Here is a 16,615-nt window from a genome sequence, read left to right as displayed (position 1 = left end):
ATCGGCAGCGGGCGGCACCGCGATACTCCTCGCACATCCACGTGCATCAGGAGGAGGAACACGATGCTCGATTCAACGGTGACACACCGCACCCAGCTGGTCCTGGACAGTTTCAACGCCGCCCTGGAGGAGGGCGACGTCAGGCGTGCCAGCGATCTCTTTGCCACCGACAGCTACTGGCGCGATCTGGTGGCGGTGAGCTGGAACCTCAAGACCGTCGAAGGCCCCCCGGGCGTCGCCGAGATGCTGACCCGTCAGCTGGCGCACACCCGCCCCGGCAATTTTCAGCTTCAATCCGGCGAACTGCCGGCCGAAGACGGCGGCGTCATCACCGCCTGGATCACCTTCGAGACCGCAGCGGGGCGCGGCTGGGGGCTTCTGCGGCTCAAGGACGACCGGATCTGGACGCTGCTGACGGCGCTGACCGAGCTGAAAGGCTTCGAAGAAAATCGCGGCACGCGACGGCCGATCGGGGCCGAGCACGGCGCGAAAAAGAACCGCGCGAGCTGGAAGGAAAAGCGCGAGGCCGAGGCGGCCGAGCTGGGATATGACAAACAGCCCTATACGGTGATCATCGGCGGCGGTCAGGGCGGCATCGCGCTGGGTGCGCGGCTGCGCCAGCTCGGCGTGCCGACCATCGTGCTCGACAAGCACAACCGCCCCGGCGACCAATGGCGCAACCGCTACAAGTCGCTCTGTCTGCATGACCCGGTGTGGTACGACCACCTGCCCTATATCAAGTTCCCCGACAACTGGCCGGTGTTCACCCCCAAGGACAAGGTCGGCGACTGGCTCGAGATGTACACCAAGGTCATGGAGCTGAACTACTGGACCCGCTCGGAGGTGCAGCAGGCCAGCTATGACGAGGACACCGGAAGCTGGACCGTGACGGTGAACCGCGACGGCGAAACGCTCACCCTGCGCCCCACCCAGCTTGTGCTGGCGACCGGCATGTCGGGCAAACCGAACCTGCCCGACTTCCCCGGCATGGAAACCTTCAAGGGCGAGGTCCAGCATTCCTCGCAGCACGACGGCCCCGACGCCTGGACCGGCAAGAAGGTCGTTGTGGTCGGCTCCAACAATTCCGCCCATGACATCTGCGCCGCGCTCTGGGAGGCGGATGCCGATGTGACCATGGTGCAGCGCTCCTCGACACATATCGTGCGCTCGGAGACGCTGATGGATATCGGTCTCGGCGGGCTTTACTCCGAAGAGGCCGTGGCCAACGGGGTGACCACCGAAAAGGCCGACATGATCTTTGCCTCCCTGCCCTACAAGATCATGCATGACTTCCAGATCCCGCTTTACGACCAGATGCGCGAGCGCGATGCCGAGTTCTACGCCGGGCTGGAGAAGGCCGGTTTCGAGCTCGACTGGGGCGACGATGGCTCGGGGCTGTTCATGAAATACCTGCGCCGCGGCTCGGGTTACTACATCGATGTCGGCGCCAGCCAGCTGATTATCGATGGAGAGGTCAAGCTGGTGAAAGGTCAGGTCGATCATTTCGAGGAAGATGCCGTTGTTCTGGCAGACGGCACCCGGCTCGAGGCCGATCTGGTGGTGATGGCGACGGGGTATGGCAGCATGAACGGCTGGGCCGCCGATCTGATCTCTCAAGAGGTCGCGGACAAGGTCGGCAAGGTCTGGGGCCTCGGCTCCGACACCACCAAGGATCCCGGCCCCTGGGAGGGCGAACAGCGCAACATGTGGAAACCCACCCAGCAGGAAAATCTCTGGTTCCACGGCGGCAACCTGCACCAGTCGCGGCATTATTCGCTCTATCTCGCGCTGCAACTGAAGGCCCGGATGGAGGGCCTCGATACCCCCGTCTACGGGTTGCAGGAGGTGCATCACCTGTCGTGATGCCCGGGCGCCCGGGCCCGCTCCCGGCCCGGGCGCATTTTCCCCCTCACGGCCGAGCCCTGGCGCTCATGACGTGCCGAGGAACCACAATCCGCCCAGGAAGAACCCCGCCAGGATCAGCGTCTCGCAGATCACCAGCGCAAAGGCTTGCCCGCCGACGTCCTGCACCTGTTTCCACGAGGTTTTCATTCCTACCGCCGAGACTGCCGTGAGCAGCAGCCATCCCGAGGCGTCGCCGATCGTCCGCGTCAGGCCCTCGGGCATCGGTGTCACCGAATTGATCATCGCAAAGCCCAGGAAGGCCAGGACGAAGCCCGGCAGCAGCGGCGCCCTTTGCCGGGTGGCGCCAACCCTGCGTGCGGCGAGCGCGATCAGGAAGACCACCGGCGCCAGCAGCGACACGCGCATCAGCTTGACCACCGTCGAGACGTCGCCGGTCTCTTCCGACATGGTGTAGCCCGCGCCCACCACCTGGGCGACATCGTGGATCGTGCCGCCGAGAAACAGGCCGGCGGCGCGCGCGTCAAAGCCGAGCAGGGTCATCAGCATCGGATAGACGACCATCGCCACCGTGCTGAGCAGGGTCACGCTGATCACGGTAAAGACGAGGTTGCGTTCGGAATTCTCATTCCTGGGCAGGACCGCTGCAAGGGCCATGGCCGCCGACGCGCCGCAGATCGCCCAGTTCCTCGCTCAACCGGTCCATCGGTTCGAGCGGCGTCGGCAGATGTCGCGCAACTCGCTGTGCGAAACCGCACTTTCGAGCGGTATCAAGGAGCTGGTGCTGAAAGGCCTGGGCTTGGGCTGGCCGCCGCTGAGCATGTGTTACCGCGAGCTGGAAAGCGGCGACATCCTCTCGACCGCGCATCACCTCGGGCATGAGGACATCGAGATGGTGCTCTATGCCAATACCGAAAACGACGCCGCCATCGCGCTGGTCGACCATTGGCAGAAGGCGTTCGCGCTGCGACCGGCCGAGCTGGACGGACCCCCGTGATCCTTGGGCCTGCGGGCAATTGTCTCGACACCGCCGCACAGCGAGGATAGCTGTTGCAGAAACTGCGGACGAGCCAGATGGTACCTTTGGAAACTCTCTTCAACCGCGCGCTTGACGCGGTGGTCGGCATGGACGAATCCGGGCACGTCACCGCGTGGAACGGCTCTGCCGAAGAGATCTTCGGCTGGTCCCGGGAGGAAGCCCTGGGCGCCTCGATGGGCGATCTGATCGTTCCTCCGCAATATCGAGAGGCCCACGCCCGGGGCCTGGCGCATTACAACCGCACGGGCGAAGGCCCGGTTCTCGAACAACGTATCCAGATCACTGCCATGCACCGCGACGGGCATGAGTTTCCCGTCGAACTGTCGATCTTTCCGATGCGCGAGGAGCGCTGCTTTTACGCCTTTATCCGCAGCATGGTCGCCGAAGAGGCCGCTCGCCGCGAGCAGGAATTCCGCGCACGCGAGGCCGACGCGCTCCTGGCGGTGGCGCAGAAGTTGCTGGACGATGTCTCGCTCGACGAGTTCACCCAGTTCTGCCTCGACACCGTCTGCTCGGTCTCGGGCATGAAGGCGGGGCATTTCCACGTGGTGCGCGGCACCGGCCGCCAGGCCCGCCTGCATCCGACGGGCATCTGGCACCTCGCCGATCCGCGCCTCGCCCCCGTTGTCGAGGTCACCGCCCCGCTGCGCTTTCGCCGGGGCGAGGGGCTTCCCGGGCGGGCCTGGCAATCCGGCCAGCTCGAGGCGCTGGAGAACCTCTCCGCCTCCGATCAGTTCGTCCGGCGCGATACCTTTTCGCAGGTCGGCCTCACCCGGGCGGTTGCCCTGCCGGTGTCGCAGGGCGGCCAGGTGCATGGCGTGCTGGAGTTCTTCGGCACCGAAGAGGCTCGGCTCGACAGCGAGCTGCTGCGCATGTTGCAGACCATCGGCAGCCAAATCGGTGTCGCCATCCGACGCAAGGAAAGCGCCGAGCACCGCGAGACCCTGCGGCGCGAGATGAGCCACCGGGTGGGCAACAGCCTGACCGTCCTGGCCTCGATCTACCGCAGCTGCTCGAAAGTGGCCAAGGACAAGGCAGAGCTCGACGAGGCCTTTCTGGGCCGGCTGATGGCCGTCGGACGGGCCAATCGCATCGCCGTCGAGGACGGCGGCCAAGGCCTCGCGCTGCCGGCCCTGATCCGGGCCGCGATCGGGATCCTGCCCGACCATGGCAGCATCACGATCGAGACACCCGAACTTGTCGTCGGTGGCGAGACGGTCATGCCGCTGGCGCTGGTGCTCAACGAATTGGCGACCAACACACTGAAACACAACGCGGCCTATGAAGACGCGCGCCTGTCGATCTGCGGCCGTTACGACACGACGCAGGGCCATCTCGTGCTCGAATGGCGCGAAACCCGCAACGCGCCGCTTGCCTCGACCCCGAGCGATCCTGAACGCATCGGCTTTGGCACCCAGCTCATTCAGCTCATGGTCGAAGGGCGGTTGGACGGCACCTGCGAGCGAAAGCTGGACGAAACCGGCTTCCTCTGCACCCTGCGCCTGCCAACGGATCGTATCGCCGCTTCGGCGGACCCGGCGCCGCCGGGCTAGACCGGTCAAGACCGCCTCCGGCGCGCTCGGCCTGGTCCTCCGGCCGGTGGTCCGCATCGTGGCGATCCAAACCGGTTTCTTCACCCCCTACCGATGTGGGCGCCCTCAGCCCAAGTCCCGGCTTTGGGGGGTCGACCACCAGAACAAGGTGGGCCGATTATTCGACGCCCGCCCCGCGCCTTTGTTCAGAAATCCCCGGGCGCGCATTGCAGACAGACAAGCCCTTCGGCCCGCCAGGCGTCGACGACGGAGCTTCGGTCATCGATGATCAGCCAGGGAACAAGCCCGTCCGCCTTCATCTCGGCCAGCGCGCGGCGTTTGACGTCGGGGTCGCTGGCCGCGTCCTGGTCTTCCCCCCGCAGGTAAAGCCCGTCGAACGGCAGATCGTGCTTGTGCAGCCAGGCAATCGTGTGGTCGGCCCAGCCCCGCGGCCGGCCCGAGCAGATCACGATGGTTTCGCCGCTTTCCTTCAGCCGCTGCATCAATCTGGCGATCGGCGCGATCAGCGGAGCATCGGCCATGGCGAGGTGAAACTCCTCCCATTGCTTTTCGATCCCATGCACCAGATGCCCCAGTTTGCCGGCATCGAATTCGGCCAGGGTTCCATCGACGTCAAACACCACGCAGGGGGTGGCAACGGCATCTTTCATAGCTCTTTCTCCTCGAATTGGCCGCCGGATCGCTGAAACAGGATCGGGACGGCATTGGCGGGCCGCGCTCCGACGCCGCCGCCGGTCCAGAGCAGCCGGGCGGCGCGGATCACGCCGGAATGGCACACCAGAACGGGCAAGGCGGCGCCGGATGCGGCGCAGATTTCACAAATCGCCTGATGCACCCGGGCTTGCATCCCGGGCCAGCACTCACCGGTCTCCGGGGTGTCCTCGCGGCGGGGCTGGTCGGCCAGGGGGCGGCCTTCGAACACCCCCCAGTCGCGCTCGCGCAGCCCGTCGTGGCAGGTGAAGGCCAGACCGGGAAAGCCCAGGTCGCAGGTCTCCCGCGCGCGCGACAGCGGGCTGGAATACAGGGCGATCCGCATGGGCCAGGCACGGTCGGCCAGGGCACGGGCCTGCGCGCGGCCGCGCTCGGTCAGCGCCACATCGGTGCGCCCGGCAATGCAGCCATCGGCATTGGCCGTGGTCTCGCCATGGCGGATCAGGCAGAAGCTGCGGGGCGGCGGCGCGACGTCGGTCACAGCCGCACCGGATCGTGCAGGAAAATCTCCACTCCGAGATCCTCGATCAAGTAGTCCTCGGGCTGAGCGCAGAACGCCGGGGCAAACCGTTTCGCGCAGAGCCGTTCGAGCATCCTGACCTGATCGCGAAACGGCGGATGCACGTTCCAGCGCTGAAAATATCCGCCCGGCACGCGACAGATAGCCCGCGCATGGGCGGTCATGTGACCGGTAAAAACCACATGCGCATCACGGCCCAGACGCCCGCTTTCATGCCAGGCCCGGACATAGCCCCAGGCCGCGCCGCCATCGGCATTCGGCGTGTCGCAGACCAGAAAGCGCGCCTGATCCATCGGCCCGCGCGACAGCAGCGGTGCGATCTCCTGCACCGCCGGGCCTAGCGCGGCGCTGGCCAGGGCGGCGCGCAGGGTTGCCTGGCATTCGGGATCGAACATGACGCTCTCGACCCCGTAGCGCCGGATCAGGTGCAACGCCATTTCGCCGGCGCGTCCCGAGGGCGGCACCGGCAAAAGCACCTGGCCTTCCAGCCCGTCGAGCAGCGCATCCAGCGCCGCAAAGCGCTCTGATTGCGGCACGTCGTCGAGATGGTAAGAGCAATCGAGAATGGCGGTGGCCGCCGTTGGGGGCGGATCAAAGGGGAACCAGTCGGATTCCTCGGACCAGTCGCCGGAATAGAACACCCCCTCTCCCAGCGCGAAATGCATCCAGACCCCGCCCAAGGCATGGCCGTTGCGCCCGGTGGTCAGGCGCACGCCATCGATAACGGTTTCGCCCTGTTCGGGCAGCAGATGCACCTCGGCCGCGGGCGGCAGGGCGCGGGCGGTCTGGGCGGTGGCAAAGATCGGCAGACCGGCCTCCACCGCATGCGAGGCGCCGCCGATATGATCGATGTGGTCATGGGTGATGAACACCGCATCCGCACCGTCGAGCCAGGCGGGATCGAAATGGGCATGGGCTTCGGGGCCGAAGCCGCAATCCAGCAGCCAGCGCCGGTCGCCGAGGTTCAGTTGCATGCAGGCGGGGCCCTTGTCGCCGATGCCGGAAAGGAGTCTTACGCTTTGCATTCAGTCCTCGGAAAACGCCCATGGGGTGGTGATGGTCAGGCCGAGTTGGGCGCCGACATCGAATTTTGCCCGCGTCTCGGCGAGCAGCCGGGTGCCGCAGTCGGCCACGGTTTCCAGCAGGTATTTCCCGCCCAGATAGGTGACCCGCGCGACCCTGGCCCTGAGATCGCCGGTCTCGGTGATGGTCAGGTTCTCCGGGCGCAGGCAGACGTGGTCGATGCCGCCGCCGTTCCGGCCGCTCTGCACGGCGATCCGCGCGCCCAGCACCTGGGCATGGACCGCGCTATCGGTCGCTTCGACCGCCTGCACCGGAACCACCGTGCCACGGCCGACGAATTCGGCCACAAACCGGTTGCGCGGGCGCTCATAAAGCGTCTGGGGCGTGTCGAATTGCTGGATCGTGCCACGATCCATCACCGCGATCCGGTCGGCCATGGCCATGGCTTCGGCCTGGTCGTGGGTGACATAGACCATGGTCGCGCCAGTGCGCCGGTGGAAATCGGTGAACACCCCCTGCATCGAGGCCCGAAGCGCCACATCCAGGTTGGCCAGCGGCTCATCCAGCAGCACGGCGTCGGGATCGGACACCAGACAGCGCGCCAGCGCCACCCGTTGCCGCTGCCCGCCGGAGAGTTCCGACGGCATGCGGTTGGCGTAGGCGCCAAGCCCGGTGGCGGCCAGCGCCGCCTCGGTCTGCTCGGCAATCTGCGCCCGGGCCAGCCGGCGAATTTCCAGCGGATACGCGATGTTGCGGCGCACGGACATATGCGGCCAGAGCGCGTAGGATTGGAACACGAAGCCGATGTTGCGACGCTCTGGCGGCACCATCGCGCCGCTGCCGGCATCGGCCATGGTGCGCCGGCCAATGCCGATCTGCCCGGCGCTCGGCATCTCGAAGCCGGCCAGAAGCCGCAGAAGCGTGGTCTTGCCGCAGCCCGACGGCCCCAGCAGCGCAATGAATTCCCCGTCTTCGAAGCGGGTGGTGATGTCGGACAAGGCGGGGGCGCCCGCAAATGTCTTGCCGACCGACGACAGGCTTATGTCTGCCATGGAACAACTCCTTTCGGAAAACGGCGCGAGAACAGCTCGATCAGGGCCATCAGCGCCATGACCACAAACACGATGGTCATCGCCAGGGCACTGGCCATCGCGGTTTCGCCGCTGTCATCGAGATTGAAGATCACCACGCCCAGGGTCTCGGTGCCCGACGACCACAACAGCGCCGAGACGGTCAGCTCGTTGAACGCGGTGAGGAATACCAGGATCGCGCCGGCGGCGGCGGCGGGAGCGGAAAGCGGCAGGATCACGTCGCGCAACCGCTGGAACAGCGAGGCGCCGACCGATTGCGCCGCTTCTCCCATCGCCGGGTCGAGCTGTTTGAGGCTGGCCTGCACCGGGCGGAACATGACGGCGAAGAACCGTGCCAGATAGGCCAGGAAAATGATCCAGATCGTGCCGTAGAGCGTGGCCTCGGTAAATGGCAGCTTGATCAGCAGCAGGATCATCGCAATCGACAGCACCACGCCGGGCAGCGCATAAGGCAGGTCGAGCAGGCTGTCGAAGAGCCGCGACAACCGGGTCGGATTGCGCTCCATCAGCCAGGCCAGCGGCAGGCAGAGCGCCATCAGCACCAGGGCCGCCCCGAAGGCGAGACCAAAGGAATTCGCGAAGGCCCGGGCCGTCACCGGCTGACGCAACAGCACCTCGGACCACGACGCCAGGGTCACCGTATCGAGGCGCAGCGGCACGCCGTAGGCCGGCACCAGCGAGGTCGCCAGCAGGCCGAACATCGGCAGCACCAGAATCGCGCAGACCACCGCCCAGAGCAGGATCTCCACCGGCAGCCGCGCCGCGCCCAGCGGAATGGCGAGCGGCCGCGAGGTCGCGCCGACCAGATGGACCTTTTGCCGCGACTGGAAGAACCGCTGTACCAGAATGCCTGCCACCGCCACCGTCCCGATCAGCATGGCCAGCACCGAAACCTCGGCCAGCACGCTGGTGCCCATGCCGGCGAGCTTCTGATAGACCAGCGTCGGCAGCGTCGCATAGCCCGCCGGAATGCCCAGCATGGCCGGAATGCCGAAATTGCCGAGCGCGGTGACAAAGGTGATCGCGGTGCCGGCGGCCAGGCTCGGCAGCGTCAGCGGCATCACCACCTGCCACCAGGTGCGCAATCCCCGCGCGCCGCTGATCCGCGCCGCTTCGACCACCTCCTGCGGGATCGCCCGCAGCCCGGCACGCAGGGTCAGGAAGATGATCGACATGTGCTGAATGCCCAGCAGCAGGATGATGCCCTCGGCGGAATACAGTGGCTGCGGCGCGCCCAGCGGCGGCGCCAGGCCCAGCGTCTTGAGCAGCACCGACGACGGCCCCATGATCTGGGTCCAGGACAGCGCGGTGATCTGCGGCGGGATCATCATCGGGATCATCAGGCAGAAGACCAGCGCCGCCTTGGCCCGCAGATCGGTCAGCGCCACCAGAAAGGCAAATCCCGCGCCCAGCACCAGCGACACCAGGGTGCCAAAGCCCGCGGTGATCAGCGAATGTTTCAGCGCGCTGAGCGTCGCGGGCTGCGACAGGACCCCGCCCATCAGCGCCAGACCGGGTGTCCCCTGATCGGTCATCCCTTCGACAAACAGCCGCAGGACCGGCGCCAGCGTAAGGCAGATCGCCACCACCAGAATGGCAGAGAGCAGCCGGCCTTCCGACCGGCTGCCTCCCGTTTTCGTCGCCAGACCCATTATTCGGCGCCGAACAGCTCTGCGAATTTCGCCTTGTTGGCTTCGGCGTTCTCCAGCGCGACCGCCGGGTCGAAGGCCATCAGCGCGATGTCTTCCCGCGCCGGAAAGCCCGCGGGCACGCCCATGCCGTCGCGCGCCGGAATATAGCCCATGTCGAGCACCAGCTCCTGACCGGTTTCACCGAGCAGGAAATCGACGAATTTTTGGGCGCCTTCGACGTTCTTGGCCGAGGACATGATCGCCACCGGCTCTGTCACGTAAGACACGCCCTCTTCGGGAAAGACGAACTCGACCGGCGAGCCATCGGCCTTGTTGCGGATGGCGAGGAAGTCGACGACCATGCCATAGGGTTTTTCGCCTGCGGCCACCGCCTTGAAGGTGCCGCCGTTGCCGCCCTGGGCGCGGGCATCGTTCGCGGCCAGCGCACCGTAGTAATCCCAGCCGAGGCTTTCGTCGCCCGTCAGGGTGGCAAGATGGATCAGCGCCGCACCGGAATAGAGCGGCGACGGCATCGCGATCTGGCCCTTGAGCGCGGCATCGGACAGGTCGGCCCAGGAGGCTGGCGCCGTCTCGACGCCGGTGTTGTAGACGATGCCGGTGGTGATCAGCTTGGTCGAGTGATAGTATCCCTCGGCCGAATAGAGCGCGGCGTCGTAATTGGCGGCCTCGGGCGATTGATAGGCAGTCAGCAGCCCCTCTTGCGCCATGCCTTCCAGCGTCACGGTATCGGCGATCAGCAGAACGTCGGGCTGCGGGTTGCCGGCTTCGATCTCGGCGCGCAGACGGGCCATCAACTTGGTCGTGCCGTCACGGACCCATTCCACTTCGGTGCCCGGATTGGCCGCCTCGAAAGCATCGACGGTCTGTTGCGCATCGGCGTTCGGCTGGGAGGTATAAAGCGTGATCGTGTCTGCCATGGCGGTGCTGGCCATGAGGGCAAAGGCGGTCGTGGTGAGGAAGATCTTCATGGGGCTCTCCTGGAGATGCAGCTTTCGTTCGAAAGTGGTTCACGAGGGCCTTATTCCCGCCGGAGGCAACGATTTTGTGACAGAAACGTAAACTTTTTAATGATATTGCGCAGAATTTCGTTCCCGCCTAACCTTGCCGTAACCTGCGGTTGTTTTCGAAGGAAAGTCATGAAGCGATTGGACCTGGCAGCGCGCCGTGACCGCATTATCGCGCTCCTGTCGGAGGAAGGCGAGCTGTCGGCGGCCGAGTTGTCCGGCCGTCTTGCGGTGTCGGTTCAGACCATCCGGGCGGATTTGCGTGATCTCGATGACGCCGCCCTGGTGCAGCGCCGCAATGGCGCGGCGCGCCTGCGCCAGCAAAGCGAGAACATCGGCTATCTCCCGCGCGAGAGCGTCGCGCGCCAGGAAAAGCGGCGCATCGCCCTGGCGGTGAAGAACCTGATCCCCGACGGCGCGCGCGTCGCGCTTGGCACCGGCACCACGGTCGAGCAATGCGCGCGTCTGCTGGCCGCGCGCGAGAACCTGTTTGTCGCAACCAACAGCATTCATGCGGTCTGCGCCTTGCAAAACGCCCCGGGCGCCGTGGTCGAACTGGCGGGCGGGTCGGTGCGGATGCGCGATCTCGACATGATCGGCATTGCCGCGCATGCGTTCTTTGCCAATTTCCGGGTGGATTACGCGGTGTTCAGCTGCGGCGGCCTGTCGCCCGACGGCGCGGTGATGGATTACAATTCCGACGAGATTTCGGCTCGCAAGGCGATTGCCGGCTGTGCCAACACCACGATTCTGGTCGCCGACACCGAAAAGGCCGGGCTGGACCTGGCCTGCCGGCACGCGCATCTGTGGGATTACGACGTGATCGTCACCGGCGCGCAATTGCCTGCCGATGTACGGCGCGCCTGCGCGCAGCGGTCTTGCCGCCTGCTTCGGGTCTGAGCCGTATCCCCGCGCGGCAAATGCCGCCAATGTCGGGTTTGAACAGCGACCCGTCCGATCCCGACCTCGCAAACACAGGCGGATGCAGGCATCTTGGTGTCGCAAATGAGCGAGGTCGCGATGAAGTACTCTGGTCTGCGTGTCATCAAGGAAGCCCTGACCGGCCACAGGGGCTGGGGCCCGGCGTGGCGCGATCCCGAGCCGCAGAAAAGCTATGACTACGTGATCATCGGCGGCGGCGGACACGGGCTGGCAACCGCCTATTACCTGGCCAAACATTTCGGCAAGAAACGCATTGCGGTGCTGGAGAAAGGCTGGATCGGCGGCGGCAACGTCGGGCGGAACACCACGATCATCCGGTCGAACTACCTTCTGGATGGCAATGAGCCGTTTTACGAATATTCGCTCAAGCTGTGGGAGGGTCTGGAGCAGGAGCTGAACTACAACGCGATGGTCAGCCAGCGCGGCATTCTCAATCTCTATCACAGCGACGGCCAGCGCGACGCCTTTGTCCGCCGGGGCAATGCCATGATCCTGAACGGCGCCGATGCCGAGCTTCTGGACGTCGATCAGATCCGCGCGCGCTATCCGTTTCTCGATTTCGAGAATGCGCGTTTCCCGATCAAGGGCGGGCTGGCCCAGCATCGTGGCGGCACCGTGCGCCACGACGCGGTGGCCTGGGGCTACGCGCGCGGCGCCGACAGCCATGGCGTCGACATCCTCCAGAACTGCGAGGTCACCGGTTTGCGCATCGAGGCCGGCGCCATCCGGGGCGTCGAGACTTCGCGCGGCTATATCGGCGCCGGGAAAGTGGCCTCCTGCGTTGCCGGATCGTCGAGCCGTGTCATGGCGCTGGCCGACATACGCCTGCCGATCGAGAGCCACGTCTTGCAGGCCTTTGTCTCCGAGGGGCTGAAACCGGTGCTGCCGGGGGTCATCACCTTTGGCGCCGGGCATTTCTATTGCAGCCAGTCGGACAAGGGCGGGCTGGTCTTTGGCGGCGATATCGACGGCTACAATTCCTATGCCCAGCGCGGCAATCTGCCCACGGTCGAGGACGTCTGCGAAAGCGGCATGGCGCTGATCCCGGCGCTGGGCCGGGCGCGACTCCTGCGGATGTGGGGCGGCGTCATGGACATGTCGATGGACGGCTCGCCGATCATCGACCGCACCCATATCGACGGGCTCTATTTCAATGGCGGCTGGTGTTACGGCGGCTTCAAGGCGACGCCGGCCTCGGGCATGTGCTATGCGCATCTGCTGGCCACCGACACCCCGCATGAAACCGCCACCGCCTATCGCCTCGACCGGTTCCGCCACGGGCGGATGATCGACGAAAAGGGCGTGGGCGCGCAACCCAACCTGCATTGACCATGCGTTTCCCGGAAAACGTGAGAACCGGTTTTGCGGTTCGAGATGCGCACAAAGGATCTGACAGATGATGATCGACCATCCCCTCCTCGGCCCGCGTGACGCGCAGGAGTTCACCTATCTCGGCGATGCGTCGCTAATCGACCGCCCCGACTGGCAGGCCGAGGATGCCGTGGATCAATTCCACGACTACCTCTACCTGCGCGACAACCCGGCGGGCGAACATCGCGAGCTGTGGTTCCACGAGGTGGGCGACCGCAGCTGGCTGGTGGTGACGCGCAATACGCTGACCCATGAGATCACATCGGTCGAACTGGCCCGCGACGTGGCCCGCAGCCGGGGGCGCAGCAAATGAGCCAGAAAAACCGACTTCCGGGCGGCCAGATCGACCGCAGCCAGAACCTCGACTTCACGTTCGACGGCAAGCGTTTCACGGGCCACCCCGGCGACACGCTGGCCTCGGCGCTGATGGCCAACGGCGTGCGGCTGATGGGCCGGTCGTTCAAGTATCACCGCCCGCGCGGGGTGCTGACCTCGGGCAGCGAAGAGCCCAATGCGCTGGTCGAACTGCGCTCCGGCGCGCGGCAGGAGCCCAACACCCGCGCCACCACCGCCGAACTCTTCGACGGGCTCGCGGCCAGAAGCCAGAACCGCTGGCCCTCGCTCACCTTTGACGCCATGGCAGTCAACGACCGGTTCTCGAACTTCCTGACCGCCGGGTTCTACTACAAGACCTTCATGTGGCCCGCCGCCTTCTGGGAAAAGCTTTACGAGCCGATCATCCGCAAGGCCGCCGGGCTGGGCTCCTTGTCGCTGGAGGAAGACCCGGATTCCTACGACAAAGGCTACCTGCATTGCGATCTTCTGATCGTGGGCGCGGGCCCGGCGGGGTTGTCGGCGGCCCTGACGGCAGGCCGCTCCGGTGCGCGGGTGATCCTGGCCGACGAAGATTTTGCCATGGGCGGGCGGCTCAATGCCGAGACCTTTGCCATCGATGACACCGCCGGGGCCGAATGGGCCGCCGCTGCCGTGGCCGAGCTGCACGGCATGGACAACGTCCGGCTCATGCCGCGCACCACGGTGATCGGCGGTTTCGATCATGGCATCTACGGCGCGGTCGAGCGGGTCTCGGACCATCTGCCGACGCCTGCGCCCGGCAAGTCGCGCCAGATCCTCTGGCGCGTCTACACCAGGCGCGCCCTGCTCTGCGCCGGGGCCATCGAGCGGCCGATCGCCTTTGCCAACAACGACCGCCCCGGCATCCTGTTGGCCGGGGCCATGCGCGCCTATGCCAATCGCTGGGCGGCGACGCCGGCGCAAAAGGTCGCGGTCTTCACCAACAACGACGACGGCCACCGCACCGCCCGCGATCTGATGGCCAAGGGCGTGAGGGTCGCCGCCGTGATCGACGTTCGCCCCGACGCCCCGCGTATCGCCGATTGCGAGCTGCTGGCCGGCTCGCAGGTGATCGACACCTCCGGCCGGCTCGGCCTCAGCTTTGTCAAGCTGCGTCAGGCCGACGGCTCCGAACGCATCATCGAATGCGGCGCGCTCGGTGTCTCGGGCGGCTGGAACCCCAACGTGCATCTGACCTGCAATCAGCGCGGCCGCCCGGCCTGGAACGCGGCCATCTCTGCCTTCGTTCCCGGCACGGATCTGCCGCAGGGCCAAAGCGTGGCCGGGGCGGCGGCTGGGGCCTTTTCCACCCATGCCGCGCTCCGCTCGGGGGCCGAACAGGCCGCCGCAATTCTCGGCGATCTCGGGATCAAACCCGACAAGGCCCGCCTGCCCCGCGCCGAAGATGCGCCGGTCAACATCCAGCCCTTCTGGCATGTCACCGAAGGCCGCGGCCGCGCCTGGCTGGATCAGCAGAACGACGTCACCGTCAAGGACGTGAAACTGGCGCATCAGGAGAACTTCCGCTCGGTCGAGCACCTCAAGCGCTACACCACGCTGGGCATGGCCACCGACCAGGGCAAGACCTCGAACATGGGCGGGCTGGCGATCATGGCCGAGCTGGCCGGCAAATCGATCCCCGGCGTCGGCACCACCATCTTCCGCCCGCCCTACACCCCCGTCGCCATGGGCACGCTGGGCGGCCGGGCGCGCGGGGCGCATTTCCACCCGGTGCGTGAGACGCCCAGCCACATCTGGGCCCGCGAACAGGGCGCCGTTTTCGTCGAAGCCGGCAACTGGCTGCGCGCACAGTGGTTTCCGCGTCCCGGCGAGACCCACTGGCGCCAGAGCGTCGACCGCGAGGTGCGGGCGGTGCGCGGCTCGGTCGGGGTCTGTGATGTGACCACGCTGGGCAAGATCGACGTGCAGGGCACCGACGCGGCGGCCTTCCTCAACAAGGTCTATGCCAATGGCTTTGCCAAGCTGGCGGTCGGCAAGACCCGCTACGGGCTGATGCTGCGCGAGGATGGCATCGTCATGGACGACGGCACCACTGCGCGGCTGGCCGAGGATCACTTCGTGATGACCACCACGACGGCAAATGCCGTGCCGGTCTATCGCCACTTGGAATTCGTCCGCCAGTGCCTGTTCCCGGACATGGACGTGCAACTGATCTCGACCACCGAGGCCTGGGCGCAATATGCCGTGGCCGGGCCCAACGCCCGAAAACTGCTGCAAAAGATCGTCGACCCCGGGTTCGATATCTCGAACGAGGCTTTTCCCTTCATGGCCTGCGGGGCGGTCACGATCTGCGGCGGGCTGCGGGCGCGGCTGTTTCGCATCTCCTTCTCCGGCGAACTGGCCTATGAGATCGCGGTGCCGACGCGTTATGGCGACGCGCTGATCCGCAGGCTGATGGCGGCAGGCGAGGAATTCGACGTGACCCCTTACGGCACGGAAGCCTTGGGCGTCATGCGGATCGAAAAGGGCCATGCGGCGGGCAATGAGCTGAACGGCACCACCACCGCGCTCAACCTCGGCATGGCGCGGATGGTGTCGAAGAAGAAGGACGCCATTGGTTCGACCCTGTCGGAACGCGCGGGGCTGAACACGCCGGATGCGCTGGCGCTGGTGGGCTTTCTGCCGAAGCTGCCCGAGGAGAAGGTCACCGCCGGCGGGCACCTGATGAACCGCGAGGGCCCCGTCGATGCAAAGCATGACCAGGGCTATGTCACATCGGCCTGCTATTCGCCGATCCTGAATAGCCATATCGGCATCGGCTATCTGAAATCCGGGTCAGAACGCATGGGCGAGCGCCTGCGCCTGGTCAGCCCGTTGACCGGGCAGAACATCGAGGTCGAGGTGGTCTCGGCCCATTTCGTCGATCCAGAGGGAGACCGTCTCCGTGCATGACTTGACCGCAACGACCGCGCTTGGCGGCACCACCGCCGAGGTCCGCGACTTCGAGGGCTTGCGCATTTCGGAATGCCCGGACTGGGCGCTGGCCTCGCTGGCGCCGAGGCCGGGCCGCGAGGACGAGGTCGCCGCAACGGCGCGGGCCCTTCTGGGCGCAGACCTGCCGGGGGTCGGAGCCTGTGCCGGGGACGGGCCGGTCACGGCCTTCTGGATCGGCCCGGAACAATGGATGCTCGAGGCGCCGCACGGCAGCCACGAAGACCTTGCCGCGCGGATCAAGGCGGCCATGGGGGACGCCGGTTCGGTCACCGAACAGACCGATGGCTGGGTGCGCTTCGACCTGGAGGGCGCTGGCTGTCACCAGGTGCTTGAGCTCCTGTGCAACGCCGACACGCGGCGAATGGACAGCCCGGCCGCAACCCGCACCGCAATCGCGCACCAAAGCTGTTTCCTGATCCGCCGGGCCGAAAGGCATTTCAGCGTGATCGGGCCACGCTCGTCGGCCCAGAGCCTGCATCACGCGCTGATCGAGGCGGCGCACAGCGCGCTCTGACATCGCCGCCCCGCGCCCCGGCC

General features: G+C 66.2%; 15 protein-coding genes. 8 read left to right on the top strand and 7 right to left on the bottom strand.

Annotated elements, in window-relative coordinates; all coding sequences use genetic code 11:
• Positions 1 to 63 precede the first annotated feature (63 nt).
• Entirely contained in the window at positions 64 to 1,863 is a 1,800-nt protein-coding gene (locus AC0J5K_RS04725; protein WP_274564756.1) for an NAD(P)/FAD-dependent oxidoreductase, read from the top strand.
• A 66-nt stretch (positions 1,864 to 1,929) separates the two neighbouring features.
• On the opposite strand, the gene AC0J5K_RS04720 is transcribed toward AC0J5K_RS04725, so the two are convergent.
• A complete protein-coding gene (locus tag AC0J5K_RS04720; RefSeq protein ID WP_283638394.1) occupies positions 1,930 to 2,520 on the bottom strand; it encodes a YeiH family protein in 591 nt (196 codons plus the stop codon).
• Positions 2,521 to 2,590: 70 nt separating this feature from the next.
• Between AC0J5K_RS04720 and AC0J5K_RS04715 the strand changes: the two genes are divergently transcribed.
• Positions 2,591 to 2,860 (top strand): hypothetical protein, encoded by a 270-nt coding sequence (locus AC0J5K_RS04715; RefSeq protein ID WP_274564754.1) that lies wholly within the window; start codon positions 2,591 to 2,593, stop codon positions 2,858 to 2,860.
• A gap of 77 nt (positions 2,861 to 2,937) precedes the next feature.
• Positions 2,938 to 4,455: a GAF domain-containing protein gene (locus tag AC0J5K_RS04710; RefSeq protein WP_082154409.1), complete on the top strand. Its 1,518-nt coding sequence runs from the start codon at positions 2,938 to 2,940 to the stop codon at positions 4,453 to 4,455.
• A 185-nt stretch (positions 4,456 to 4,640) separates the two neighbouring features.
• Here AC0J5K_RS04710 and AC0J5K_RS04705 read toward each other — a convergent pair whose 3' ends face one another.
• Genes AC0J5K_RS04705 through AC0J5K_RS04680 form a run of 6 tightly spaced genes read right to left on the bottom strand, consistent with a single transcriptional unit; the run spans position 4,641 to position 10,420 of the window.
• Positions 4,641 to 5,105 (bottom strand): phosphatase domain-containing protein, encoded by a 465-nt coding sequence (locus AC0J5K_RS04705; RefSeq protein WP_074834692.1) that lies wholly within the window; start codon positions 5,103 to 5,105, stop codon positions 4,641 to 4,643.
• Complete coding sequence (locus tag AC0J5K_RS04700; RefSeq protein ID WP_274564748.1) at positions 5,102 to 5,647, bottom strand: histidine phosphatase family protein; 546 nt, start codon at positions 5,645 to 5,647, stop codon at positions 5,102 to 5,104. Before AC0J5K_RS04700 ends, AC0J5K_RS04705 begins: the two co-directional genes overlap by 4 nt.
• Positions 5,644 to 6,660 carry an MBL fold metallo-hydrolase gene (locus AC0J5K_RS04695; RefSeq protein WP_420398647.1) on the bottom strand — a complete coding sequence of 339 codons (1,017 nt, stop codon included), beginning with the start codon at positions 6,658 to 6,660 and terminating at the stop codon, positions 5,644 to 5,646. The genes AC0J5K_RS04700 and AC0J5K_RS04695 overlap by 4 nt, the downstream gene beginning before the upstream one ends.
• A 51-nt stretch (positions 6,661 to 6,711) precedes the next feature.
• Positions 6,712 to 7,761 (bottom strand): ABC transporter ATP-binding protein, encoded by a 1,050-nt coding sequence (locus tag AC0J5K_RS04690; RefSeq protein WP_274564744.1) that lies wholly within the window; start codon positions 7,759 to 7,761, stop codon positions 6,712 to 6,714.
• Complete coding sequence (locus AC0J5K_RS04685; protein WP_274564743.1) at positions 7,749 to 9,452, bottom strand: ABC transporter permease; 1,704 nt, start codon at positions 9,450 to 9,452, stop codon at positions 7,749 to 7,751. The genes AC0J5K_RS04690 and AC0J5K_RS04685 overlap by 13 nt, the downstream gene beginning before the upstream one ends.
• Complete coding sequence (locus tag AC0J5K_RS04680) at positions 9,452 to 10,420, bottom strand: ABC transporter substrate-binding protein (protein ID WP_274564741.1); 969 nt, start codon at positions 10,418 to 10,420, stop codon at positions 9,452 to 9,454. The genes AC0J5K_RS04685 and AC0J5K_RS04680 overlap by 1 nt, the downstream gene beginning before the upstream one ends.
• A gap of 168 nt (positions 10,421 to 10,588) precedes the next feature.
• Here AC0J5K_RS04680 and AC0J5K_RS04675 point away from each other — a divergent pair, with 168 nt between their 5' ends.
• From AC0J5K_RS04675 to AC0J5K_RS04655, 5 genes are all read left to right on the top strand, one after another.
• Positions 10,589 to 11,356: a DeoR/GlpR family DNA-binding transcription regulator gene (locus tag AC0J5K_RS04675; protein ID WP_274564739.1), complete on the top strand. Its 768-nt coding sequence runs from the start codon at positions 10,589 to 10,591 to the stop codon at positions 11,354 to 11,356.
• Between the two features lie 120 nt (positions 11,357 to 11,476).
• Entirely contained in the window at positions 11,477 to 12,727 is a 1,251-nt protein-coding gene (locus AC0J5K_RS04670) for a sarcosine oxidase subunit beta family protein (RefSeq protein WP_274564907.1), read from the top strand.
• 67 nt (positions 12,728 to 12,794) lie between these two features.
• On the top strand, positions 12,795 to 13,082 hold the full coding sequence (locus tag AC0J5K_RS04665; protein ID WP_274564737.1) for a sarcosine oxidase subunit delta: 288 nt from the start codon (positions 12,795 to 12,797) through the stop codon (positions 13,080 to 13,082).
• Positions 13,079 to 16,036, top strand: coding sequence for a sarcosine oxidase subunit alpha family protein (locus AC0J5K_RS04660; RefSeq protein WP_274564735.1), 2,958 nt, complete (start codon positions 13,079 to 13,081; stop codon positions 16,034 to 16,036). The genes AC0J5K_RS04665 and AC0J5K_RS04660 overlap by 4 nt, the downstream gene beginning before the upstream one ends.
• Positions 16,029 to 16,592: a sarcosine oxidase subunit gamma gene (locus AC0J5K_RS04655; protein ID WP_274564733.1), complete on the top strand. Its 564-nt coding sequence runs from the start codon at positions 16,029 to 16,031 to the stop codon at positions 16,590 to 16,592. Before AC0J5K_RS04660 ends, AC0J5K_RS04655 begins: the two co-directional genes overlap by 8 nt.
• The last annotated feature ends 23 nt before the right edge of the window (positions 16,593 to 16,615 follow it).

It is taken from the genome of Marinovum sp. E3, from assembly GCF_055755275.1.
This window is presented reverse-complemented; position numbering and strand designations above follow the sequence as displayed.